A 22,639-nucleotide genomic window follows, 5' to 3' on the forward strand; every position below is an offset into this window, starting at 1 on the left:
AGGTTCAGGCGAGGACCTGGACGTACCCGTCGGTTCCGTTAACGCGGATCCGCTGCCCATCCCGGATTCTCCGGGTGGCCTGCTCCACACCCACGACGGCCGGCAGACCGTACTCCCGCGCGATCACCGCACCGTGCGTCATAAGTCCGCCTACCTCCGTCACCAGTCCGGCGACGGTGACGAACAGGGGGGTCCAGCTGGGGTCGGTGTAGGCGGTGACCAGGATGTCGCCCGCCTCAAGGTCGGCCCGCGCCATATCCGTGACGACACGGGCACGGCCTTCGACGGTCCCGGCCGAGACCGGGAGGCCGGCCAGCGCGCCGGGCGGGGCGTCGTCACGCCGGTACCGGCCGGTGATGGCCTCGCCGTCCGATGTGAGGACCCGGGGCGGGGTGAGCGCCTCGTACGACCGGAATGCCTCCCGCCTTTCCAGAATGAGCCCGGCGTCCACGTCGTTGGTTCGCACGGCTTCTTCCAGCTCCTGGAACCGGAGGAAGAAGACGTCCTCGTCCTCGCCCAGGGCTCCGGACCGGACGAGGCGGTCGGCTTCCCGCAGCAGCGCCTGCTTGTAGACGAAGTAGCGGCTGACCATGCCGTACTTGGGGTACTCCCGGTATCCAGCGAAGGTGCGGACGCGGTCGATCATCCGCTTGGTCTCCTCGGCCTTGCGCTCGCCACCGGGAAGGGCGCGCAAGCGCGCCAGCAGTTCCCGTTCTTTCCGTCGTGACTCCCGGAGCCCTCGTTCGAAGCGTCGCTCGCCTTCGCCCGGCTCGAAGTTCTTGATGTTGCCGAGGACGGCGGGCACGAGCGCGGCGGGCTGCTCGCTCCAGCGCGTCCTGGTGACGTCGATCTCGCCCACGCAGCGCATTCCGTACGTGTCGAGGTAGCCCCGGACGGCGTCACGTGCTTCCGGTCCGCCGGCCAGCCCGGCCATCTCGTTCAAAAAGCCGTCGCCCTCCCGGCCTTCGTCCACGACACGGCGCAGCAGCGCCACGACGTCCGTGTGCGGCCGGATGGTGTCCGCCACGTCGAGAAGCGCCAGCCCCATCTCCGAGGTGACGTTGCGGGGGACGGATTGCGTGAGCGCGTCGGCCGCGTTCTTCTCGCCCAGCCACGCCTCCAAGTGCTCGTTGAGCCACCGGCTCGCCTCCATCGCCGCCATGATCACCTGGAGGCTCCGCGGATCGGAAAGGACGCGCCTCAGCTCTGCGAGGTCGGACCGGATGAAGTCGAGTAGCGCCGGCCCGGACAGATTCCGGATCCCGCGCCGCAGGGCGGCGACGGAGGCCTCATCGCGTTGGATCAGCTCGCTGACGACGCCGGGATCGGTCGCGATCGGGGCGGGCGCGTCACCGGCGGTCGCGGCGGTGGGACCTTCTTCCGGAAGCGTGCGGAGGAAGTCGCCGCGGTCGAGGACGGTCTGTAGCGCGTCCCCGATCAGCGGATCGGAGCTCCCCAGGGCCTCCAAGAGGCTCGCGCGCCCCGCGGGCGTCGCCAGGGCGGGGGCGACGTCGACGAACAACCGTCCGCCCGCCTCGTGCATCGGCCGTAGGGCCGTCAGCTGCCACAGGGAGAGCCCCAGCGGCTTCATCGCGTCGGTCATCATCTGCTGGTGACCGACGGAGACGTAGACGTGGTTCTCCTGGTCATCGGTCGCGGGGACGGGGAACAGGGTGGTGATCGGCCGGCTCTGGACGATGTGGAAGTCGTCGCCGACCCGACACCATTCGATGTCCTGGGATCGGCCGAAGTGCGCTTCGATGCGCCGGCCCAGCCGCACCAGGCGCAGGGCCTGTGCTTCTGTCAGAGCCGACCGCGTCTGCCGGTCCGGCTCGATCGGTGCGTCATGGGTACCGCCTCCCGGCGACGCCTGCACACACCGGGTCTTGGTGGCGATCGCCGTGGAGGCGACCTGGTCGTCGCGCACCGTGTAGACGTCACCGGAGACCAGACCGGAGACGAGCGCCTCGCCGAGCCCCCAACCGGCCTCCACGGTGGCGGTCTTGCGGTTCGAGGTCACCGGGTCCGCGGTGAACAGGGTCCCGGCCGCGTCCGGGAACACCATCTGCTGCACGACCACGGCCATGCCGACCTTCCGGTGGTCGAAGCCGTTGCGGAGACGGTAGGTCACCGCCCGCTCGGTGAAAAGCGAGGCCCAGCACCGCCGGACGTGCCAGAGGATCGCCGCCGGACCCGTGATGTTCAGGTACGAGTCCTGCTGGCCGGCGAAGGACGCGGTCGGCAGGTCCTCGGCGGTCGCGCTGGACCGCACCGCGTAGGAGGCGTGCTCCCCGAGCCGGGTGAGCGCTTCGCTGATCGCCGCCGCAAGGGCTTCGGGCACCGCGACGCCTTCGATGCCGCGGCGTATATCGGCGCTCAGGGCGCGGATCGCCGCGCGGTCGTCCGGTTCCACTCGCGACAGCAGGTCGAACCGAGTATCGATCGACGGTGCCTCGGCGACGATCCGTTGGAAGGCGTCCGTCGTGACGCAGAAGCCGTCCGGCACGCGGATACCGGCGGTCCGCGAGAGCTCTCCCAGAAGCGCCCCCTTTCCGCCGACCTCTGCGACATTCGTCGCGTCGATCTGCTCGAAATCCATCACGTAGCGCAATTCCGCTGCCTCCTCTTTCGTCGAGTCGGTTCGCAAGGCAGCAAGTATGGAGCAATTTTCAAATCCTCATGAGACGCGCGGATCTGATATAAAGTGAAAGTGGCAGGGAACGACCCGCACCTCGTGCGTGGCCCCGGCCGGCCCCATCGCGACCGGGTCGAGAATGCCGCACCCCGGCTCGCTACGCTGCGAGATGTGGTCCTGGCCATGCCCCGCCCCAAGAGCGGCCTGGCCTGGGCGCGTGGCACCGGCCGCTTCGCTGCATGACCGACGTTCCCTCGCCTGGCCGTCACCGAGGGGCAACGGCCACCCAGCACCGCCGACTCGAACTGCTGCGCCGGGTCCTGGACGAGGCCGCGGAGCCGCTGCGCTCCTGAGCGGCGGCCTGGCTGATGCTGCTCTTCACCCAACTCGCGAGCAGCGAAGCCCTCTGGATTTTCCCGGGGCCCGGGCAGGGCGTCTGCTGCATCCGCACAGCCTTGCCGAGCTGGTCCGCGAACTCGGGATCCCGGGAAGGCATGCGCTTGTTGCGTCTCTGTGCCAGCTCGTGTTCCAGGTTCACGCACCGGTGATCGCTCGGGCGTTGGGGTTCCACGACAAGACCACCACGCAGGTCCTCGCGGAAGTCGGAGGGACCTGGAACCGCTACGCTCCCAGCGAACACACAGTGATCACAGCGGCGGAAGCCAGGGAGAACACAGACCACTCGATCAACGACTCTTGTCTCGCCCTACTCGCGGGTCACCTTGTCCCTCGCCATAGATTCGAAAGAACCGGGCCTATAAGAGCCTGGGCTGGCCCAGTGATGTCACCGGGATCAGCCCGAACCCTCGGATGGTTTGCGCCACACCGAGACGTGTGACCTGCTGGAGGACATGAAAGGCGCCTCGCCGAAGTCGGCCCACCGCCCCTCGGTGACCAGCCCCGCCAGCTGGGCCATCAGGTCGAGTTCGGAGGGCCAGACGAAGCGGTGCTGTGAGCGGAAGACCTCGCTGCCCCCGTCGCCGAACCGGTAGTGGTGCGAGACCATGCGCTGCTCGGCCGGCTCGAAGGTGTCGAACCCCACCTGGTCCGGCCCGATATGGAAGGGCCGCGCATACTCGCCCGGCGGCAGGCGCTGTAGATCGGGGACCTCGACCTCCACCACGAACCGCCCTCCCGGTAGGAGATGCCGCGCGGCATTGCGAAAGCACGCCACCTGCTCGCTCTGGGAGAGCGGGCAGGTGATGGCGTTGTAGACCGCGTAGACGAGCCCGAACCGGCCCGGCACCCGACAGGTGGCCATGTCCCCGATGGTGACCGTGATGGCATCGCCGCCCGGTTTGGCCCGCGGCTGCGCCGCCATGGGTTCGGACATCTCGATCCCGGATACGGACACGCCCCGTGCGCTCAGGGGCAGCGCGACGCGACCGGTGCCGACCGCGAACTCCAGGGCCGGGGCATCGCGCGTGCGACGGGCCAGGAAATCGACGGCCGGTTCAAGGACCTCGGGGGTGAACGCGGGGGCGAACGCCTCGTCGTACCGCTGGGCCACCCGGGTGCTCCACACGTTTGCGTCCATGGCCTCACAGACTGCCCCCTCACCGTCTCGCGAGGCCAGCGGTTTTCATCCGCGCTGCGTGAACTCGTGCTCTGAGCCGATCCGCAAGTAGGGTTGTCATCGTGGAGATCAGGTGGGAGGCCCTGACCATCGATGCGCGGGATCCGTTGTCTCGCGCGGTGGTGGGCGCAGACCCTCGACTGGGACTTGATGGATCCCGGCCCGGTCGGCGTCGAGGTCCGGTCGCCCGATCGGCGCACGCCGTCTCTCTTCTTCGTCCGCGTAGACGGCCCGGATCCGGCCAAGAACCGCTTGCACCTCGACTTGTACGCAGGGGACCGGGCGGCAGCCGTGGACGACCTCACCGCCAGGGGAGCCGCTCGCGCCGCCGTGGGGCAGCCCGATGATGCCGACTGGGTGGTGCTGCGTGATCCCGAGAGCAACGAGTTCTGCCTCCTCGAACCGCGCTTCCCGCCCACACCGCACAAGGGCACGAAAAGCCCGAAACTTGCGAAAAAAGCGCGCCACTTCCGCCGAGTGGTCGATATTCGCTTGGGTGCACGAGATCCTTCAATACCTGCCGCCTGGAAACGTCACCGTATCCGGAGCCACGACGGCAGGCGGTTTCGCCCGGAACGGTCGAAAGCGGCACAAACCGTCAACGGGCCTCCGGCGTTTCCGGAGAAGTCCCAGTACAGAGACAGGGCGTCCACCAGCGCCAGGCCGTACCCGCCTTCGATCAACGGGTTCCGCCTTCTCTGCGACGAGCTTGGTGGACGCTGTGGGCCCGGTGACCTTCCCGTCCGGTTTGGGGCCGTCGTCACTGACACGGAGCAGGAACAGGCGTGGGCGCCGCTGGATCTCGATCCGCACCCGACCATCCGGGAGCCCCGAGGCGGTGTGCCTGAGGGCGTTGGTGTGCAGCTCGGCCAAGCACACCAACAGTGGGTGGGAGCGGAAGGTGTGGTCCTGGTGGCCTGCATCGCCCACCGGCGCGCGGCCTTCACGTGGTGAAGGTCGAAGCCGCACACCAGGCCGCTGGTGTCGGGGGCGATGTGGCGGATACGCCTGGGAGAATCGAGAGAGGTCTGGGCCGGGGGCATGGATTTCCACCGGGTCCTTTCGCCGTGGTCATGGTCGCTGTGCGTGCGCAACAAAAGGATGCGGTCAGGCCGTTAGCTCCGGGAAGTCCAGACGGAGAGTTCCCGAATCTTCCGTTGGGCCGTCTCTCCTTCGACGGCTCCGGATGGACGACCTCCATCGAGACCCTGCGCGGCCGCGGCCAGCCGCTTGCGTGAGACACGGGCCGGTGGTGGCGGACACGTCGGTGCCGTAGCGGACCAGACCGATCTCCGCGCGCGGACGCCGGTGGCGGCCCGGAGCCCTCCTGTGTGGTGCCCACGCACACAGGCGGTTCCGGACCACCGCGGCTTCCGACGGCAGAGCCCCTGCCTGGCTCTGCCGTAGGCGCGTCCGGCGTCGGGGACGAACACCTCTCTCACCGGCGCGGAACCGTGCCCTCACCGCAGGCGGCCACCGTGCCCTGTGGCCGGTGCGGCGATGATACGGCTCCTTGACCGTTTCCGGGCTCCGCCCGCCGTGGCGCTCCGGGAACGGCCTGCCCGACCCCCTCGGGCTGCCGCCGATGCGTTCCTCCGCCCGACTGGATGCCGCATCGGGAGAGATGGTGCCGTCGTCCGTCAACCGGTTCCCCTCGGTCGGTGAACCGGGATGCGGTATCCGACCGGCGTGACGGTCGGAGGACCCCGGGCCCTGGGGGCCGTGTCCCCGCCCTGCTGCCGACGGCCGCCCGGAGCGGTTGGGCGGCCGGTCCGTTCCCGCCGCTGGGAACGGACCCACTCACCCCCGGTCCGGAGCCGGTCGGCGGAGACGAGGCCTCGGACACGGACGTCGTCGGCTCCCCCGGCCCCGGGGACGGTGTCTCCGGAAAGGGCGGGCCCTCCTGCGGACCGGGCCGGTGAGAGGTCCGGGGAGCCCCCGTCATGGAGGGCGGCGCGGTCACCGGGCGGCTCGGCGTCCGCGGCACCATCCCGGGAGTCGCTCAGGAGGCCGGTCAGGTCAAAGGCCGTGGCCGTGCCCAGGGTCCGTGGTGTGCCGGGGTCGACCACCAGCACCGGCGGGTCGTCCTCGACGTCGAAGCGGCGCCAGGCCGTGGTCCCGGACTCGTCGCGCTCCCCGAGCCGCAGATGGATGTGGGGTTCTCCGTTGTCCACGGCCCACTGGTAGGCCTCGGTCACGTCGAACTCCGCACCGCCGCTCACGGGGCAGGCGGCCTGCCCGCCCCTGACCCTTCGGGTGTCGAGCAAAGCGCGAGCCGCGGGCTGGTCGTTCCAGGTGGTCCCGCCGTTGAAGGGGTCGACCCGGTGCAGCTGCATGAAGGAGTCGCTGGCGCAGTCATAGGACCACACCACCTCGGTGCGCAGCACTGCGGAGTCCACCTCGGTGCCGGGTCCGAGCTCGACCGGGAACCGGAACAGGGCTCTACGGGTGTAGACACGGTCCCATACGAGGCGCCCCGTGCCCACGCTGGCGGTCTCGGCGCCGCCGTAGGACCGGTCGGGAAAGGCGCGGTCCACGTAGGTCCACAAGGAGCTCCCGGCCTCGGCCCGACCACCGCCAGAGCGCACGGGGCCGGGAGGGCCGTCGGCGGCGGAGGTGCCGTCGGATCCGGCCGGGTCGCGGGGTCCCCCATCGGCCGAGGCGGTCTTCCCCGGTTCACCGCTCCGCTTCTCCGACGCGCCGCGCTCCCCGGAGACGGCCGTGCCATCGGTGGTGGCGGGGGCCTCCTCGTCGGCTGTGACGGGAGCGACCACCCCCAGCGAAAGAACCAGGGCGTAAGCCGCACAAGCCGCCGTCGCGCGGGCCAGGGAACGACGCATTACGGGTGGTGCCTACACATTCCAGCTATGACAGAAAAAGAATCCGGGCGAGACATCCATGTCCCGCGCCAACCACAAGGAAGTTACCAAATTCTCATAGCGGCCCACAAACCCCAGGGATATAAATACAGACCAAAACCATAATTACCACCACCGGGAACACAGGCACCGCACAAACCCGCTCCACCCGACCAGAGGCACTCGAACACACGGACGGTCTTTATTCGACGACCACCAAATATCAGTTCACGTCGGACCGAAAATCAGCCGCCCCCGAAGGGCGGATACGCGCTCACCGCGGCACCGCCCTCGCGTCGGACCGGCACCCGTGTCCGCGACCGCTTCGGCGCGGTCCGCCGCATCGCGCAGGCGGCCCGGCCGCCGTACACGTCCTCGATCCACCTGCCCCCTCGAAGGCATCCTCTTCCAAGACGGCGAAGCCGAGGAGCGCTGCGAGCAGGACATCTCCGATTCAAGCGGACACCGAATTCAGGGTTCACAGAGAACCATCAACAAAAGAAACCCCATGGACCGTTATCGACACACCAGAAAAACGAGGGACCACGGGCACCAGTCTCCGGGAAGTGCTTTTTGCTGATCTGACAGAGCAGCTCCGACGCTTCGGCGGCCTCACTGCTCCCGTGGATGAGTTCTTCTCAGGCCGCGGGTGACTCGCCTTCGGCCAACGACAGATTCCCGGCGACGGGCTGGAACGTGCTCGCACGAAGATCGAGCACGCCCCGCCGACCACGGCGTTCTGCGACGAGACTTTCACCACCGCCGAACTGCAACGTGTCCATGAGGCGGTGCGGGGGGCGGGCTCGACCCGCCCGCCTCTACCGCACAGGCCCCCGACAAGGGCCCCCGATGACGCGTCCCCTTTCCCCGGCCCAGAGTGGGAACGAGCGATGACCCTGTGGCGGTACTGACCGCCCTGAACCTGGACCGTCGAGACGGAGGACCCTCACAACCGCTGAAGCAGCCGCCGGGCCCCGTGGACGGCCATAGCCGAACCGAAAAGCGCTCGCTGATCTGGCCGGGCCGTTCCGAGGGCCTCCCACGGTCTCAGTGCCCGGCCTGGCCCCTGGCATAATCACGCGCGGTGATGCCACCAGGACGCCCCCATCCCGCGTGGAAGTGAGCCCGGGTTGAAGTCCCTGCAACCGAGCGATCCCCTCCATATCGGTCGTTACCGTCTCGAAGCGCGCCTGGGAATCGGCGGTATGGGGCAGATATACCTGGCACGCACCGCCGGTGATAGGACCGTCGTGGTGAAGGTCATCCGCCCCGAGCATGCTGACGCCCCCGAGTTCCGGGCCCGGTTCGCACGTGAGGCCGAGGCGGCCCGCCGGGTGGGCGGTTTCCACACCGCCCAGGTTGTGGACGCCGACCCTGACGCGGAGCCGCCCTGGATCGCTACGGCCCACATCCCCGGACCCTCTCTGGAACAGGTGAGAGGTGTCGTTACCACCGACCCTGCGAGAGGCCGACGACACGGACCTTCCCGGGGAACCGAAGGCGTACGGCCCGTACCGGGCTTCGCGAGCACGTTTCGGACCGCTCCGCCGACGGCCTATGGCCGCGGCGGCCTGCGCGGTACTCGCCGCCGGAACGCTCTACTGGACACTTCCCACTTCAGGGGGACCGCTCCCTGCCGAGGTCGAAGCCGATGTCGCCGTGAACGTGCACGAAGGGATGTACGAGGAGGGCGAGGACCCCTCGAGCGGCTTCTCCAGCATGGTGCTCAGCCCGGACGGCTCCACGCTCGCCGCCAGAGACGACTTCTCTCTCAGCCGAGGCTGGTTCAGCCCTCGGATCGAGTACTCCTACGCCCGCCTGTGGGATGCCGGGACCGGGGAGCTCCTCGCCGCGTTCACCACGTACGTGGACTCCTTCTACACGAGGAACTTCACCAGCCGCGCAGAGATCAGCGCCGTGACCTTCAGCCCCGACGGAAGCACCCTCGCTACCGGAAGCAGCGACGGCGACGTCCGCCTGTGGGACGTCCAGACCGGGGAACACACCCTGACCCTGGTGGGGGACGAAGAGGCCAGACTGGCGACCTTCGGAGCGGAAGGGGCGACCCTCTTCGCCGCGGGAGCCGGGAGCATGCTGCGGATGTGGGAGCTCGGCTGACGCGGGGCGACGTGGTGCGGCCGGGCGGCCCTCCGCCCTGAAACGGCCAACGCCGAGACCGCGCCACGGCCTCCGCGTGTTCGACGCGGAGGAGCTGATCGCCGCGTGTCCGACACCGATGTGGCGGTCGACGTGTCTAGCATCACGAGCACGCACTCGATCGGCTGGGCCCACGCGTCGATGCTCTTCCGGTCTCCGACGCACCCGGCGCGGCAGCGTTCGTGGACACGCGGTGCCAGGCGGCATATCGGAACGTCGGCGCCATGAACGAAGGAAGTACTCACCATGGCAGGAACGATCCTCATCACCGGAGCCGGAACCGGATTCGGCAAAGAGGTCGCGCTACGCCTCGCCGGGCAGGGACACGACGTGATCGCCGGGGTGGAGGTCATCGCCCAGGTGAGCGCGGTGCGTGCTGAGGCCGAGGACCGCCGCGTGGACATGCGGGTGGAAAAGCTCGACGTCACCTCTCCCGACGACCAGGAGAACGCCTGGTCGTGGGACGTGGACGTGCTGCTCAACAACGCGGGCACGGCCGAGGGCGGCTCCACCGTCGACATCCCGGCCGATCACCTGCGCCGCCAGTTCGAGGTGAACGTGTTCGGGCCGATCCTGCTCACGCAGGGGTTCGCCAGGAGGATGGCCGCCCGCCGGAGCGGCAAGATCGTGTTCATGTCTTCGGTGGCGGGGCTGATCACGGACCCCTTCACCGGTGCCTACTCGGGGTCCAAACACGCGGTCGAGGCGTTCGCCGATGCTCTGGACCAGGAGCTGGCCGAGTTCGGCGTCACCGTGGCCACGATCAATCCCGGTCCTTTCCTGACCGGCTTCAACGACACGATGTTCGAGACGTGGAAGACCTGGCGCGACGACCCCTCCGAGCGCCTGTTCGACTACTCCGAACTGGCGTTTCCCCACGAGCAGTACGACCCCGAGCCCGTGTTCCAGGCCACGGTGGCGGTTCTGACCGGCCAGGACCAGATGTACCGCCACGTCCTCCCGGAGGAGATGGTTCCCCAGATGAAGGACCAGGTGAACTCGGTCTGGGAGCGCCGGCTCAACGACGGCACACGTCCCCAGGTGCTTCAGAGTGCCTACGACATCGCTCCGTACACGCCGGTCTCCTCCTGACCGGTATCAGAGCGAAGGAGAGGATCACCGATGAAATCCACCTGGCTACTGGAGGAGAACGGGCTGCGCACGTTCCTGCTCGTCATGGACAAGGGCGACGAGGCGTTCGAACAGATCACCGGCTTCGCCGGAGCCCACGGCGTCAACGCCGCGAGCCTGACCGCCATCGGCGCCGCCAGCCACGCCACCCTCGGCTACTTCGACCGCGACACCAGCCAGTACCGGTACACCAGCTTCGACGAGCAGATGGAGATCGCCTCCTGTATCGGTGACATCGCCGACGACCGGGGCGAGACCGCCCTGCACGCGCACATCGTCCTGGGACGCGCGGACTCCACTGCTCTGGCCGGGCACCTGAAGGAGCTGCGCGTGTTCCCGACGATGGAGGTCGTCCTCACCGAGACCCCCGCCCACCTGCGCAAGCGGGTGGACCCTCAGACCGGGCTGGCCCTCATCTCCGCGGCCGACTCCACCCCGACCTGAACACCGCCGGGAGAGCTTCCGCGAGCGCGGGCCGGACAGGACCGCGGCCGCACTCACCACGCCGACGGCGGGGCGCCTTCCAATACCAGCATCACCGGGAGGCCGATCAGCGACCCCACCCTGATGCCGTCCTCCACCCGGCTCCTGCCGGTGTGGAACGCGACCGGCGACCGGAACATCCACCACCGCTTCCCGTTCACCACGAACGGCCACGCCAACGGGACACCGGACTTCGTCAGCCAGTCGCCGAGGACGTGCGTGAGTGCTCCCGCGAACACCGTCAGTCCGATCAGCCACGACGGAGCTCCGCCGCCCTCGACCCCCAGCGTGGCCAGGGCGAGGCCCCCCGCGATCCACCACACCACCACCCGCCGCTGCTTCCACGTCCCCCACTTCGTCAACGACCGCGCCACCGTGCCCAAGCCCAACGCGGACATGGAGAACACCAGCAGCGCCGCTCCCAACGGCACCAGAGCGATCAGCAGCCCGACCAGTCCGAACACCAGGCAGGCGGGGATCGTGTGCGTCAGATGTCTGTGCCCGCCGTCCCTGTCGGCCGCGAGCTCGGCCTCAGTGCCCGTGCGCTGGTAGGCGCGGTGCGACACGTCCCGCAGCTTCAGCGACACCAGCTCCGTCACCCGCCCCAGCGACCGGCCCACCCGTGACCGCGGCTCGTCCAGGTCCGGTAGGAGCGCAGCGCCGGCGCCGACCGCGGCGCAGAACAGGAAGTGCTCGGGTTCGGGGCTGAACCAGAGACCGACGGCCGCGCCGGCGAGCACACCGGTCGCGGCATGCGAAGTACCCATCATCACAAGCTCCGGGGGTTCCAAGGGGAGGGAGGGACACCCTGACTATCTCTCGGACGGGTGAGGGAACGCGTGCTGGGTCGGTACGGGACACACCGCGGCGGACCCGGCCGTGCCGGGAGCGGTGGCGATCGCGCCGTCGGCCAAGCCGGGGACGGACACCCGGCGCACGGCAGGGCCTCCATCACGCCCGGCACGGGAATGTGACCCACGCCACAGTCGAACCCCGTCAGGGACCTGTGCGCCGTCTCGTTCAGAGGGCAAGCGAACAGATGAGGAGCAAGAACATGCGGCACCGCATCATCGTCCTCGGAGCCGGGTACTCCGGAGCCTACGCAGCCGGATACCTCGCCCGCCGTCTCCACCCCGACGACTTCGAGATCACCGTCGTCAACGCCGAACCCGACTTCGTCGAGCGGTTGCGCATGCACCAGCTCGCCGCCGGTCAGGATCTGCGCCGCCACGGACTGGCGGAGATGTTCGCGGGCACGGGCGTCCGGCTGCGACTGGCGCGCGTCACCGCCGTCGACGCCGAGCACCGGACCGTCACCGTGGCCGACGGCGAGGGCGCCGACCGGCTCGAATACGACACCCTCCTCTACACGCTCGGCAGCACCGCTGACGACCACGGCGTTCCGGGCGTGAACGAGTACGCCTTCCACGTCGCCGGACGCCCCTCGGCGCTGCGCCTGCGCCAGCGCCTGGACGACCTGGGCGGAGACGGGACGGTGCTGGTCGTCGGCGGCAACCTGACCGCGATCGAGACCGCCACCGAGATCGCCGAGTCCTGGCCCGGGATCCAGGTCACCCTCGCCACCGACGGCGAGCTGGGAGGCTGGCTGGGCACGAAGGCCCGCCGCCACCTGCTGCGAGCCTTCGACGGGTTCGGCGTCAGGATCCACGAGCACGCCACCGTCGAACGCGTCGTGGCGACGGGGGCCGTCACCGTCGGCGGCACCGCCTTCCCCTCCGACGCGACCGTGTGGGCGGCCGGCGTCGCCGTCCACCCCATCGCCGCCGCCAGCGGTCTCGACGTCGAGGCCAACGGCCAGATCACGGTCGACCGCATGATGCGGTCGGTCTCGCATCCGGAGGTCTACGCCGCCGGTGACAGCGCCTACGCCGTCGGCGGGAACGGGCAGCCGCTGCCGATGAACTGCGCCACTGCGGGACTCACCGCCAGGCAGGCGACGGCCGCGGTCATCGGGGACCTGACCGGTCGCAAAACCTCGAAGACCCCGCTCGTATACCCGGGCAGCCACATCAGCCTCGGACGTAGGGACGCGGTCTTCCAGCTGGTCGACCGCGACGCGCGATCGAGGTCCTGGGCCCTGCGCGGCCGGACGGCCGCGCGCGTCAAGGCGGGCATCCTCAAGGGCGCCGCCTGGAGCACGAACCACCCGACCTACGGGCTGCCGGCACGCAAGCACCGCTTGACGACCGCGCTCCACCGATCCACCGGGGCCGTCTTCGCTTAGCATGGCCCTCATGGACGCCGCCGCCGTGGAGCGCTTCGAGGCCAACCGGTCACGGTTGGCCTCGATCGCCTACCCTCTGCTCGGCTCAGCCGCCGACGCCGAGGACGCGGTACAGGACGCGTTCCTGCGCTGGCAGGCCGCACACCGGGAACACATCGAGGTGCCCGAGGCGTGGCTGACCAAGGTGGTCACCAACCTGTCCCTCGACCGGCTCCGTTCGGCGCAGATGCGCCGCGAACGAGCGGTCGGCGCCTGGCTGCCCGAACCGCTCCTCGACGGCGACCCCATGCTGGGCCCGGCCGACACCGTCGAACAGCGCGAATCGGTGACCCTGGCGGTGCTGACGCTCATGGAACGCCTCCCGCCGGTCGAGCGAGCCGTCTACGTCCTGCGCGAGGCCTTCTCCTACAGCCACGCCGAGATCGCCGAGATCCTCGACATCACCGAGTCCTCGAGCCAGCAGCACGCCCACCGGTCCCGGCGCCATGTCGCCGCCGAGCGCAACACCGGTGAAATCGACCGCGCCTCCGCTCGCCGAATCGTCGAAGCGTTCGTCGACGCCGCCTCCTCGGGCCGCACCGAACGGCTGGTGGCGTTGCTGACCGACGACGCGACCGCGATCACCGACGGCGCCGGGCTGGCCGGAAAACTGCTGCGGCACTCGACTCCCGTGCGAATCGCCGTCGCCGTACGAGCCGCCTTCAAGCCGACTCCGGCGAAGCGGAGACTGGCCGGCGGCTCCCCCTCGATCCACGCCGGCGTGGTCAACGGCTCCCCCGCCATGATCGCCGCGTTCGACGACCGGGTCGTGGGCGTGGTGGTCATGGACGTCCGCGACGACAGGATCGCGACCGTGCGCGGTATGGCCGCCCCGGACCGACTCGGCCGCCTCACCGAGGAGTGGCGGCGGCACGAGCACGATGAGCCCATCATCGAGTCGTGGTGACCGCGAACGCACAGGACCCTTGTTTCACCGGCGGTGCCGGTTCATGGCCCGCGAAGCTTCGCTACCACGTTCCACCAGGAACCAGGCGAGCTGTCGACCGATCTCCCCGCAGGTTGAACACCACCTCACGCGCCCGTCGGCGGGTGACCACCCGGTGAAGGGAGGGATCGGTGAGCAGCGCCACCGGAGCGATCCGGTTGGGCGAGACCGGATACCACTCGGCCAGGGCCTCCTTGATGACGGCCCAGGCGTCGTCGGCGGCACCGCGGGACGCCAGTGTGCGCGCCGTGTCCAGGGCGCGCTCGAAGGCCGGCGGCTCCGGCACGCGATGCTCGGCGAGCCAGGCATCCCGCTCCCGGTCGGTCGACGGCAGAACGAGACCGGGCATGGTCTCGCCCAGGTTGCGCGTCGCGTGGGCCGCGCGTCCGGGTGTGTCCAGAGCGACGCTGCGCAGGAAGAGCGCGACCGCCTCGGCATCGACCTGTTCGGTGCCGATCTCGGCCACCACGTGGGGACGGCGCAGCAGGCCGAGCAGCTTGTGGTGGATCCCGCGGACGTCGAGGAAGGCAGAGAGCACCACCTTCAGGTAGGCGGCGGCGCCGGACCCCTTCTCCTCGGCCCGCCGGAAGGCGTCCAGGGCTTCGTCCGCCCGGCCGCGCAGCGCCGCCCGGCGCCCCTGGGCCAAGAGCTCCTCGGCTCCCTCCGGTCGCACCGGACGCCCCTCCGACCTGCTCAGTTCCTCGAACGAGGCGCGTTGGTCGGCGACCAGGCCGGCGAAGGACTGGTGGCGCTCCCCCAGCCCCGGATACCAGCTCGCCCACACGTAGGCGGCCCACTCCCCGTCGGGGGAGACGTCACCCGCGTCCAGCAGCCAGTACTGGGCGTCGCCCTTGTCCGAGACCAGCAGCACCGGTCCGACCAACTCCTCGTGCTCCAGACGGTCCTCGTCCAGCACCTGCTCGCCTTGGATGTCGCCCAGCCAGCCGACGGAGGCGGTGGTGCGCAGGCTGTACATGAACGCGCCCATGGTGCTCCAGCCGTCGGACGCGGCGAGGAAGGAGCGGTAGCTGGGCGGCAACCGTGTGCCGAGCCGGTTCTCCAGAGCCGTGATCTGTTCCTCGGCGGCGCCGTCGTAGCCCAGCCAGGAAGCGGAGCGCTGTTGCCCGGTGGTGGTGAAGAGCTCGTCCTCGTCCAGGACGCGCAGCATGTCGGCGCTGTACTCAGCCAGGTAGGACCTCCAGCTCCCGACGGTGTTCGGCGCTTCGGTCACCAGGTCGTCGGCGACCCCCGTGTACGGCGTCGGCGCCTCCCCCGCCGTGTAGCGGTGTCCCGTGAAGGCCTCGTAGGTGCGGTCCGCGGAGAAGAACCGCACCCGTTCGAGCTGGATCTGGGAACCGCCGCAGTTGCGGGTGAACTCCAGGCGCAGGTGCCGGTAGGGCGTGTCCGCCGCGGTACCGCTCACGTGGAAGTCGCGGGAGAGGTGCCGCCGGGGAAAGAACTCGTCGGAGCGGGTGTCGAGCGTGACCCACGCCTGCCCGTCAGCCGATCCCTTGAGCTCCCAGTCGCAGGGGTCGCGGTCGGAGAAGTCGTTGGCGGAGACCAGGACGTAGTGCCGGACACGGACGGGCTCGGCCATGGTGAACTCCACCCAGTCGGCGGCGCGCCAGGAGAGCCACTTGGCGGAGGTGCCGTAGAGCAGGTTGGCGGCGACCTCACCCGCCGACGCGTGCTCGTTGCCCGCCTCCACCTCGCGTACCTTGCCGGTGGCCTCGCCCGCGCTCCGGGGCTGGTCCAGGTCGATCGTGCGAAGGACGACCGCGCCGCCGCCACCGTCCCGGTCGGCCCAGTCGGCCCGCACGACCGGTGCGCCGCCGTCCTCGATGAGCAGCCGCAGGTACTCCTGCGGCCCCTGCCCGCCCCGCACCCGGAACCGGTAGCCGGGGCGGTCGGACAGCCGCTCCGCCAATCGGCCCCGCCACACGTAGGACGTGCCGTCCAGGGTGGTCCGCGCACCGGTGAAGGTGGTCATGGCGGGGTCGAACCCGGCCACCGACTCGGTACCGTCGAGGTCCCGCCAGCCGAGCTGGGCCAGGGGTACGGCCCTGCCCGGCTCGAACCCGACGACCAGGCGGTGGTCCGGCTGCCACTCCCCTGATTCCGCTCCGACTCGCTGTCGTTCGGTGAGGAAGACGAGAGCGGACGCGTTCTCTGCCATGGGACTCCAACCTGTGAGGGGATCAGATGGCGGGGCCGGACGCGGGGAGGTGCCGGCGCCTCTGGATTCGCGCAGAGACTACGCGGGCGATCCGACACTCGGCGCTTCCCACGAGCGCGGGCCAGGGCGCCTCCCGCTCCGCGGTGAGGTCGGCGCCCGCTCCTGCGGCACCGCGTCCCCGCCCATCGTCATCTCTTGCGTGCCAGCCCGCAGAACTCGTCCATTTCGCGCGCTTGACCGACCTGCACGGGTTCGGGCCGTCACAGCGGGCACGAGACCACCCCGGGATCCAACAGGTCCAGGCCGTCGAACAGGCCCAAGATCCGCTTCGGTGTGCGCAGGTGGTAAACCGCCGAGCCCGCCTCGTTCCAGCGCCGCACAGCCTCCTCCATCGCCTCACCGGTCACCGCGCTGGTGCTGTGTACGATCGCGAGGAAGCTGCCTGAGGGCAGCGCCCCCATCGGGTGGTCGATGATGGCCTTGGCTTCGACGTCTTCGCCCACGAACGGCAGGACGCCGAACATCGTGGTCGCGACCGGACGGGTCAGGTCCAGGGTCGCGGCGGCCCCGGCCAGGATGGTGGCCGGGTCGCGCAGGTCAGCGTGGAGGTAGTCGGTGAGACCCTCCGCGGTGCCGGTGAGCAGGGCACGGGCGTGGGTGAGCACGAGGGGGTCGTTGTCGACGTAGACGACCCGGGCGGCCGGGTCGGCGGTCTGGGCGACCTCGTGGGTGTTGTTGGCGGTGGGCAGGCCGGCGCCGATGTCCAGGAACTGGTCGATGCCCTCCTGTGTGGCCGGGTGGGCGACCATGCGGGCCAGAACCGCCCTGGTCGCGATGGCGATGTCCACGATCTCGGGCAGGACCGCGACGATCTGGTCACCGGCCTCCCGGTCAGAGGGATAGTTGTCCTTACCGCCCAGCCAGTAGTTCCAGATACGAGCGGAGTGGGCCAGCGAGGTGTCAACGGGGGGTGGGGGTGTTCATGTGCACCATGCTCCGAACGAGGGGTGAGCGGACGCCCAGCCTAAAGGCAGGGAACGCGGGCGTTCAGTACCGCGTACCTTCCACATCGCCTGCCAGACAGCGCCTCCAGGCAGACAGACACAGCGAAGGTGGTCTCGCCGTCCCGCTCCACCACCCAGTGAGGTCACACTGCCCCCCTGCGCCGACCTCGGTCCAGCGAAGCCCTGCTGTGCGGCACCCGCCCGGTTCGAAAGGGGCGTGCGACCGTTCCTCGGCGGGCGGCAGCGGGTAGGGCTCGGAAGGCGCCTGCCGGGATCGGCGGCCGGGTCCGTCACATCACCGGGTCCTGGCTGAACGCACGGGCGCGGCGCCGCGCGAGTACGCCCGACAAGGAGACCACTGTCGCGAGGAGCAAGGCCCATTCCATCGCCGCCACCCATCCCGGGACCAGGGTCTGCGGGAAGCCGTTCCCGTAATCGCACGTCACCTGCTGCGGGAAGGGCTCGTACCGAAGGTGTGCCTCGCTGTTGAGATACCTCGTACCGATCCCGCATCTGGTCGGGTTCACGAGTGTGGGAACGACGGTCAGCAGGAGTACGTGGATGTAGAGGTTCGCGAGCAGTGAGGGGAAGAGGATGGCGAAGGCCAGAAAGCGGCTGTCGAACCCTCTGTGCGACAAGCCGATGAACTCCAGGGCGAACGCCAACAGCACGCAGACCACGAAGAGCGCTACGAAGGCCCACCACACGAACACCAGGACTCCGGCGCTGGATGTCGACTCGCCACCGGGGTAGACGCACGTCACGTTGGGTGGGTAGGAGCTCCGCTCCACCTCGTGCCACCCGCCGGAGCCGACGATCCCGTGCGCGCACATCTCGTCCAGTTCCCCAGCGGCGGTGATCAGCCAGGCCAGGAACCAGATACCGGCCAGAGCGGCCAGGAGAACGATGACGGCGTACCAGAAGCGGTTCGCGGTATGTCGTACTTGCTGTGCTGTCGGCATGAGGCAGGACCCTACCGGGACGCGTCGGGACCGCTGATCGTTCAATCGGCGGCGCCGCCGAACACGTCGGCGAAGCGTTCGGAGAGGTCGGGGACGAGCAGCTGACCTTGGGCCAGCAGCCACACGACCGCGATCGCCCCTGTGGCGGTGGCCAGGACGTTGCCCACCGCGAGCTGCTGGGTCCACCGGCCGACGCGCCGGGCCGGCCAGGTACCCCGGAGCCTCGCCGTACTCGCGGGCGAGCGCCCCGGGGTAGCCGCGGCAGACCCCGCACTGGGTCTGCTTCTGGCCGATTCCGGCCAGGATCCCATGGCGTTCCGGTACCCTCAGGGGCGAAGCTCGTCGGCTTCGGCCTCAGCTTGGCCACAGGTGCGCAAAACCGTTCCCGGGATTCCTTCGGTCTGGTCAGGGATACCCGAACTGCTGGCTGAGCCTGTTGGGCTGACGGAACGCGCCGTGTTCGAGTCCAGCGGCGGGGCCAGAGCGCTGCGGCGAGGAACCGGCGCTCCGAATACCAGATCAACGGGATTATTTCCACTTCTGATGGCTTGCGGTTCTCCCGTGAGCGTCAGGCAGTGATGGTATAAATGTGCTCAGCGCTCCGAAAGCGAACAAACGGAACACTAAGCCAAAACGCCGAAGTAGGGCCAATATCATTTGCAGTGGCCGAAGAACGTGGTAAAGAACTAAAGCGAGACCGAGGACGCTCCACCCGGCCCCGGGGACACAGATCCCTCCCGCTCCTTTGGACGAGCCCCTCTACCGCTTTCCCCGATGCGTTCGTGGCCTCTGGGGTGATGATGTCCGTCGGTCGTTTCGGGGGACGCGGCGCGGTCTCGGCTGACGGCGTGCGCCAGTTCGCGTGCGCCTGCCCGGTCACCGCGGTGATCACCATGTCCATCGCCATCGTCACCGGACTGTTCCAGATCTGATGTCAACTCCTTCGCGGACCGCCGCCCAGGCCACCCGCAACCGCCGCCTCCTGTACCTGGCCATGGGCCTGGTGCTGGTGCTGTTGGCCGTGACGGGCGGTTGGCTCCTGGGCCGTGGCACCACCTCCCCGCCACCGGAAACACCCTCAGCCTCTGAGCCCGGCCAGCCATCCGCTGAGGAGGAGTTCACTCCCCTGACCGGGGAGGACCTGGCCCAGGGGCGCTACCCCGTGGGGTTCCCCGACACCGCCCAGGGCGCGGTCTCCGCGGCCGTGTACGGCTTGCAGGCCCAGTCCACCAACGACACCGAGGCCCTGGTGGAGGTGCTCAACACCTACCACCGCAGCGAGTACGACGCGGCCCTCGTCGAGGAATTCATCCTCTCTGACCGTGCTCTGCAATTGCGGCTTCGCCAGCCGGAGGACTCCGACTTCGACACGGACGACTTCCCCGGCCCCGCGTCCTATTTCTTCATCACGCCCCTGGGCGTGTGGTGGGAGGAGCAGGACGACGGCGCCGTCGATGTGAGAGTGCTCGCTGGCCTGGAGATGAGCGCTGGTGGGGCGGTGGTGGCCGAGGACCGCCACATCTACGGGCGCACCATGGTCTGGGACGAAACCACCCGCGGTGGTGACTGGATCGTCGACACCCTTATCGACACCACTATGGCTTCAGATGACGAATACGACCTGGAGAACCCGATCTGGACCCCGATCCTCGTGCCTGACACGGGTACGGGGCCAGTGAACCCGTAAGCGGGTAGGGGCGCGGAGCCGGTCAGGGTTCGCCAGGTCGGTAACGTGCCGGTCGATCTCGGGGCTACCGTTCTGCGGCTCGTCTTCGGCGTGGCCGGACGGGCCCTCCACAGGTCCGGGGGCTCCCCGCGCCAGTCCAGGTCCCAGTACGCGACCCGTTCGGCGCGAGGCGGCATAATCGGTACTGATGCGTACTGAATGGACCCCAGACGACCTGCCCGGACGAGCGTTCTACCAGCTGCTGACGGCCGTGGTGGTGCCGCGCCCGATCGCGTGGGTCTCCACCACCTCCGAAGAGGGCGTGGACAACCTGGCCCCGCACTCCTTCTTCACGGTCTCCTGTGTCGAACCGCCGATCGTGCAGTTCACGTCGGTGCGCCGCAAGGACTCGCTGCGCAACGCGGAGCGGACCGGCGAGTTCGTGGTGAACCTGGCTCCGGAACCGATGCAGGACCAGGTGAACGCCAGCGGCACCCCCTATCCGCCGGAGGTGAGCGAGTTCGACACCCTGGGGATCGAGCGCGAGGCCAGCACGGACGTGCGCCCGCCCCGTGTCGCGGGTTCCCCGGTGGCGCTGGAGTGCGTGCTGCACTCGACGCTGGGGCTGGGCGACTCCACCGTGGTGTTGGGCCGGGTGGTACGCGCGTCCGTGGACGAGTCGGTGCTGGTGGACGGGCACCCCGAGGCGGCCCTGCTGCGCCCGCTGGCGCGTCTGGGCCGCAACGAGTGGGCCACGCTGGGCGAGGTGCGGGCCGTCGACCGCGTCCCCTACCGGCCCTGACCGCTCCGGCCCGCGCCCGACCGTCCGGGGCGGGTCAGACCCGCAGGTCGACCTCCGGGAACGGGAACGCCGACAGGCGGTCAAGGACTGCCGAGGGATCACCGCTCCAGTCCATGGCGCGCATCTGGGCGGCGCTACGGCGGCCGGTGGTCGCCCGGACCAGTTCGAAGGCCGTGGCGGACCACTCCAGGTCGGCGTTCTCGCCGAAGGTCCACTCCTGCCCGGTGTCCGTTGCCACCACGCGTACCCCGGGCAGTTCCGGGGACCATGCGCGGCTCATCGCACCGATGTTGAAGGCCGCCAGCTGGTCGGCGTCCTGGAGCTGGGCCTCCATGCCCAGGGCGCCCCGCACGTCGTTCTCGTGGTGCCACACGTCCACGGCGGGCAGGGAGTAGCGGGCCCGCTTCTGGGCGGCGAAGACCCGCAGCAGCGCCGGGGTGTCCTCGCGCCAGGCCGCGCAGAGCTGGGTGATGTCCAGGTGGGCCCGCTCAGCCACCTGGCGGGCGGTCACGGTGTCGTCGGCCGGAGGGTGGACCCGCTCCGCGGACACGTCCGCGCAGAGACCGGCCAGATGGGCGTAGGTCTGCTGAACGTTCCACTCGGGCAGGGCGGGGACGGGGGTGGAGAGCTGATCCGCGCTCAGGCCGTCGGCGAGGCCGAACATGCGGTCCTGGCAGCGGGTGTACACGTCTGCGGTATCCATGGCGCCACGGTACCGAACAGCGTTCGGTACCGTGGCGCCGGGACCGCGCGGGCCGGTACGGCCCTTCAGGGGGGTACGGTCCCCGGGAGGATGGTCACTGCCGGGTTCACGACCCCTGGCAGGCCACCTCGGGCTCGATGTTCACGCCCCCGTGGGTGGCGGTGAACCCGAAGCTGGCGCTCTGTCCGGGTTCGAGAGTGCCGTTGTGCGCGCTGTTGGTGGCCTCGAAGTGAGCGCCGTGGTTGACGAGCGAGGCGTTCCAGGAGTTGTTGACCTCCTGGCCGTTGGCGAACACCCAGTCCACCATCCAGCCGTCGACCCCGTCCTCGCCCGCGGTGACCTCGACCTCCGCCTGGAAGCCGTTCGACCACTCGCTGGCGACGGTGTACTCGGCCGTGCAGTACTCGCCCTGCGGCGGGTCCGTGGGCTCCGGGCCGGGCTCGGGGTCCGTGGGTTCGGGGCTGGGCTCGGGGTCCGTGGGCTCGGGCTCCGGGTCGGGTCCGGGATCCGTGCTCTCGCCGAAGACCACGTCCGAGCAGTTGTAGAACGCCTCAGGGCTGTCGGAGCGCTCCCACACCACGTAGACGATGTGCTGGCCCTGCTTGTCGGGCAGGTCCACATCCCAGTAGTACTCGGCACCCTCGACACCGCCGCCGCGCTGCGGCGGGTCGGTCACCTCGTCGATGAGCTCCAGGTCGTCCCAGTTCAGAGCATCCGTGGCGGGGTCGAACCCATCCTCGGTGACGTAGGTGTAGAAGGTACCCGGGTGCGACGCCCAGGCGTTGTGGTGGAACTCCACCGTGGTGCCCGGCTCCAGCTGGGTGGTCGGCCAGTCGTCGCGGACCGCGTTGAACGCCGAGAAGGACTCGGTGGGTCCGCACAGCTCACCATCGGCCACGAACTCCTGGTGGCGTCCGTCGGAGTCGCTGATCAGGTTGCCGAACCAGTTCCAGAACGGGTAGTCCCCGCCCTCGGCCAGAGCGTCGGCGCAGGCCTCGTTGGTGGGCTGGAGCGCGCCGCCGGAGCTGCCGCCGGTGGCGTCCTGGAAACAGGCGTAGGTGCGGCTGGCGGGGTAGGTGAACGCGCCGTGGGCCTCGGCCGAGTCCGGCAGGGCCACGACGGCCGTGCCGACGGCGAGTCCGCCGAGCGCCACGGTCAGGGCTATGACGTCGCGTGACCTCATGGGCCACTCCAATCTGTGTGGGGGGAAACCCGGCCGCACCGGTCGGTGCGGCCGGGGGCTGGACCTGTCTCCC

18 protein-coding genes and 1 pseudogene are annotated in these 22,639 nt (G+C 69.5%); 9 read left to right on the forward strand and 10 right to left on the reverse strand.

Going from position 1 to position 22,639, the window contains the following annotated elements; all coding sequences use genetic code 11:
- Positions 1-4 precede the first annotated feature (4 nt).
- A complete protein-coding gene (gene rph, locus AC0T5L_RS15560) occupies positions 5-2,647 on the reverse strand; it encodes a rifamycin-inactivating phosphotransferase (RefSeq protein WP_476166186.1) in 2,643 nt (880 codons plus the stop codon).
- 781 nt (positions 2,648-3,428) lie between these two features.
- Positions 3,429-4,172, reverse strand: a complete 744-nt coding sequence (locus AC0T5L_RS15565) for a class I SAM-dependent DNA methyltransferase (RefSeq protein ID WP_476166187.1) — start codon at positions 4,170-4,172, stop codon at positions 3,429-3,431.
- A gap of 132 nt (positions 4,173-4,304) precedes the next feature.
- Between AC0T5L_RS15565 and AC0T5L_RS15570 the strand changes: the two genes are divergently transcribed.
- Positions 4,305-5,165, forward strand: coding sequence for a VOC family protein (locus AC0T5L_RS15570; RefSeq protein WP_476166188.1), 861 nt, complete (start codon positions 4,305-4,307; stop codon positions 5,163-5,165).
- Positions 5,166-5,851: 686 nt separating this feature from the next.
- On the opposite strand, the gene AC0T5L_RS15575 is transcribed toward AC0T5L_RS15570, so the two are convergent.
- On the reverse strand, positions 5,852-7,051 hold the full coding sequence (locus tag AC0T5L_RS15575) for a DNRLRE domain-containing protein (RefSeq protein WP_476166189.1): 1,200 nt from the start codon (positions 7,049-7,051) through the stop codon (positions 5,852-5,854).
- Positions 7,052-8,728: 1,677 nt separating this feature from the next.
- Here AC0T5L_RS15575 and AC0T5L_RS15580 point away from each other — a divergent pair.
- From AC0T5L_RS15580 to AC0T5L_RS15590, 3 genes are all read left to right on the forward strand, one after another.
- Positions 8,729-9,187 (forward strand): WD40 repeat domain-containing protein, encoded by a 459-nt coding sequence (locus AC0T5L_RS15580; RefSeq protein WP_476166190.1) that lies wholly within the window; start codon positions 8,729-8,731, stop codon positions 9,185-9,187.
- Positions 9,188-9,472: 285 nt separating this feature from the next.
- Complete coding sequence (locus tag AC0T5L_RS15585; protein WP_476166191.1) at positions 9,473-10,318, forward strand: SDR family oxidoreductase; 846 nt, start codon at positions 9,473-9,475, stop codon at positions 10,316-10,318.
- A 30-nt stretch (positions 10,319-10,348) separates the two neighbouring features.
- Complete coding sequence (locus AC0T5L_RS15590) at positions 10,349-10,801, forward strand: PPC domain-containing DNA-binding protein (RefSeq protein WP_476166192.1); 453 nt, start codon at positions 10,349-10,351, stop codon at positions 10,799-10,801.
- Positions 10,802-10,854: 53 nt separating this feature from the next.
- Here AC0T5L_RS15590 and AC0T5L_RS15595 read toward each other — a convergent pair whose 3' ends face one another.
- Complete coding sequence (locus AC0T5L_RS15595) at positions 10,855-11,607, reverse strand: metal-dependent hydrolase (protein ID WP_476166193.1); 753 nt, start codon at positions 11,605-11,607, stop codon at positions 10,855-10,857.
- Between the two features lie 287 nt (positions 11,608-11,894).
- On the opposite strand from AC0T5L_RS15595, the gene AC0T5L_RS15600 reads away from it, so the two are divergent.
- Both AC0T5L_RS15600 and AC0T5L_RS15605 read left to right on the forward strand, forming a co-directional pair.
- Positions 11,895-13,085, forward strand: a complete 1,191-nt coding sequence (locus AC0T5L_RS15600; protein ID WP_476166194.1) for an NAD(P)/FAD-dependent oxidoreductase — start codon at positions 11,895-11,897, stop codon at positions 13,083-13,085.
- A 10-nt stretch (positions 13,086-13,095) separates the two neighbouring features.
- Positions 13,096-14,031 carry a sigma-70 family RNA polymerase sigma factor gene (locus tag AC0T5L_RS15605; RefSeq protein ID WP_476166195.1) on the forward strand — a complete coding sequence of 312 codons (936 nt, stop codon included), beginning with the start codon at positions 13,096-13,098 and terminating at the stop codon, positions 14,029-14,031.
- A gap of 61 nt (positions 14,032-14,092) precedes the next feature.
- Here the strand turns inward: AC0T5L_RS15605 and AC0T5L_RS15610 are convergent, their stop codons facing one another.
- From AC0T5L_RS15610 to AC0T5L_RS15625, 4 genes and pseudogenes are all read right to left on the reverse strand, one after another.
- The gene (locus AC0T5L_RS15610) at positions 14,093-16,246 is read right to left on the reverse strand and encodes an SMI1/KNR4 family protein (protein WP_476166196.1); all 2,154 of its coding nucleotides are present in this window, start codon (positions 16,244-16,246) and stop codon (positions 14,093-14,095) included.
- A 188-nt stretch (positions 16,247-16,434) separates the two neighbouring features.
- A pseudogene (locus AC0T5L_RS15615) lies at positions 16,435-17,217 on the reverse strand (SAM-dependent methyltransferase); the annotation flags it as partial.
- A 323-nt stretch (positions 17,218-17,540) separates the two neighbouring features.
- On the reverse strand, positions 17,541-18,212 hold the full coding sequence (locus tag AC0T5L_RS15620; protein WP_476166197.1) for a hypothetical protein: 672 nt from the start codon (positions 18,210-18,212) through the stop codon (positions 17,541-17,543).
- 41 nt (positions 18,213-18,253) lie between these two features.
- Positions 18,254-18,379 (reverse strand): hypothetical protein, encoded by a 126-nt coding sequence (locus AC0T5L_RS15625; protein ID WP_476166198.1) that lies wholly within the window; start codon positions 18,377-18,379, stop codon positions 18,254-18,256.
- Positions 18,380-19,009: 630 nt separating this feature from the next.
- On the opposite strand from AC0T5L_RS15625, the gene AC0T5L_RS15630 reads away from it, so the two are divergent.
- The 3 genes from AC0T5L_RS15630 (at position 19,010) to AC0T5L_RS15640 (ending at position 20,680) form a co-directional block, all read left to right on the forward strand.
- A complete protein-coding gene (locus tag AC0T5L_RS15630) occupies positions 19,010-19,144 on the forward strand; it encodes a hypothetical protein (RefSeq protein WP_476166199.1) in 135 nt (44 codons plus the stop codon).
- Complete coding sequence (locus tag AC0T5L_RS15635) at positions 19,144-19,899, forward strand: hypothetical protein (protein ID WP_476166200.1); 756 nt, start codon at positions 19,144-19,146, stop codon at positions 19,897-19,899. The genes AC0T5L_RS15630 and AC0T5L_RS15635 overlap by 1 nt, the downstream gene beginning before the upstream one ends.
- A gap of 187 nt (positions 19,900-20,086) precedes the next feature.
- A complete protein-coding gene (locus tag AC0T5L_RS15640) occupies positions 20,087-20,680 on the forward strand; it encodes a flavin reductase family protein (RefSeq protein ID WP_476166201.1) in 594 nt (197 codons plus the stop codon).
- Between the two features lie 34 nt (positions 20,681-20,714).
- On the opposite strand, the gene AC0T5L_RS15645 is transcribed toward AC0T5L_RS15640, so the two are convergent.
- Together AC0T5L_RS15645 and AC0T5L_RS15650 are read right to left on the reverse strand one after the other, a co-directional pair.
- The gene (locus AC0T5L_RS15645) at positions 20,715-21,383 is read right to left on the reverse strand and encodes a maleylpyruvate isomerase family mycothiol-dependent enzyme (protein WP_476166202.1); all 669 of its coding nucleotides are present in this window, start codon (positions 21,381-21,383) and stop codon (positions 20,715-20,717) included.
- Positions 21,384-21,489: 106 nt separating this feature from the next.
- Positions 21,490-22,566, reverse strand: a complete 1,077-nt coding sequence (locus AC0T5L_RS15650) for a lytic polysaccharide monooxygenase auxiliary activity family 9 protein (protein WP_476166203.1) — start codon at positions 22,564-22,566, stop codon at positions 21,490-21,492.
- Positions 22,567-22,639: the final 73 nt, after the last annotated feature.

It is taken from the genome of Nocardiopsis sp. TRM 82005 (genome assembly GCF_056312425.1).

Excerpts from the sequence above, each read along its gene's own strand:
- AC0T5L_RS15630 (WP_476166199.1), top strand. The coding sequence starts at position 19,010 with ATGATGTCCGTCGGTCGTTTCGGGGGACGCGGCGCGGTCTCGGCTGAC.
- AC0T5L_RS15600 (WP_476166194.1), top strand. The coding sequence starts at position 11,895 with ATGCGGCACCGCATCATCGTCCTCGGAGCCGGGTACTCCGGAGCCTAC.
- AC0T5L_RS15595 (WP_476166193.1), bottom strand. The coding sequence starts at position 11,607 with ATGGGTACTTCGCATGCCGCGACCGGTGTGCTCGCCGGCGCGGCCGTC.
- AC0T5L_RS15585 (WP_476166191.1), top strand. The coding sequence starts at position 9,473 with ATGGCAGGAACGATCCTCATCACCGGAGCCGGAACCGGATTCGGCAAA.
- AC0T5L_RS15575 (WP_476166189.1), bottom strand. The coding sequence starts at position 7,051 with ATGCGTCGTTCCCTGGCCCGCGCGACGGCGGCTTGTGCGGCTTACGCC.
- AC0T5L_RS15565 (WP_476166187.1), bottom strand. The coding sequence starts at position 4,172 with ATGGACGCAAACGTGTGGAGCACCCGGGTGGCCCAGCGGTACGACGAG.
- AC0T5L_RS15645 (WP_476166202.1), bottom strand. The coding sequence starts at position 21,383 with ATGGATACCGCAGACGTGTACACCCGCTGCCAGGACCGCATGTTCGGC.
- AC0T5L_RS15610 (WP_476166196.1), bottom strand. The coding sequence starts at position 16,246 with ATGGCAGAGAACGCGTCCGCTCTCGTCTTCCTCACCGAACGACAGCGA.
- AC0T5L_RS15570 (WP_476166188.1), top strand. The coding sequence starts at position 4,305 with ATGCGCGGGATCCGTTGTCTCGCGCGGTGGTGGGCGCAGACCCTCGAC.
- AC0T5L_RS15605 (WP_476166195.1), top strand. The coding sequence starts at position 13,096 with ATGGACGCCGCCGCCGTGGAGCGCTTCGAGGCCAACCGGTCACGGTTG.
- AC0T5L_RS15640 (WP_476166201.1), top strand. The coding sequence starts at position 20,087 with ATGCGTACTGAATGGACCCCAGACGACCTGCCCGGACGAGCGTTCTAC.
- AC0T5L_RS15620 (WP_476166197.1), bottom strand. The coding sequence starts at position 18,212 with ATGCCGACAGCACAGCAAGTACGACATACCGCGAACCGCTTCTGGTAC.
- AC0T5L_RS15650 (WP_476166203.1), bottom strand. The coding sequence starts at position 22,566 with ATGAGGTCACGCGACGTCATAGCCCTGACCGTGGCGCTCGGCGGACTC.
- AC0T5L_RS15590 (WP_476166192.1), top strand. The coding sequence starts at position 10,349 with ATGAAATCCACCTGGCTACTGGAGGAGAACGGGCTGCGCACGTTCCTG.
- AC0T5L_RS15635 (WP_476166200.1), top strand. The coding sequence starts at position 19,144 with ATGTCAACTCCTTCGCGGACCGCCGCCCAGGCCACCCGCAACCGCCGC.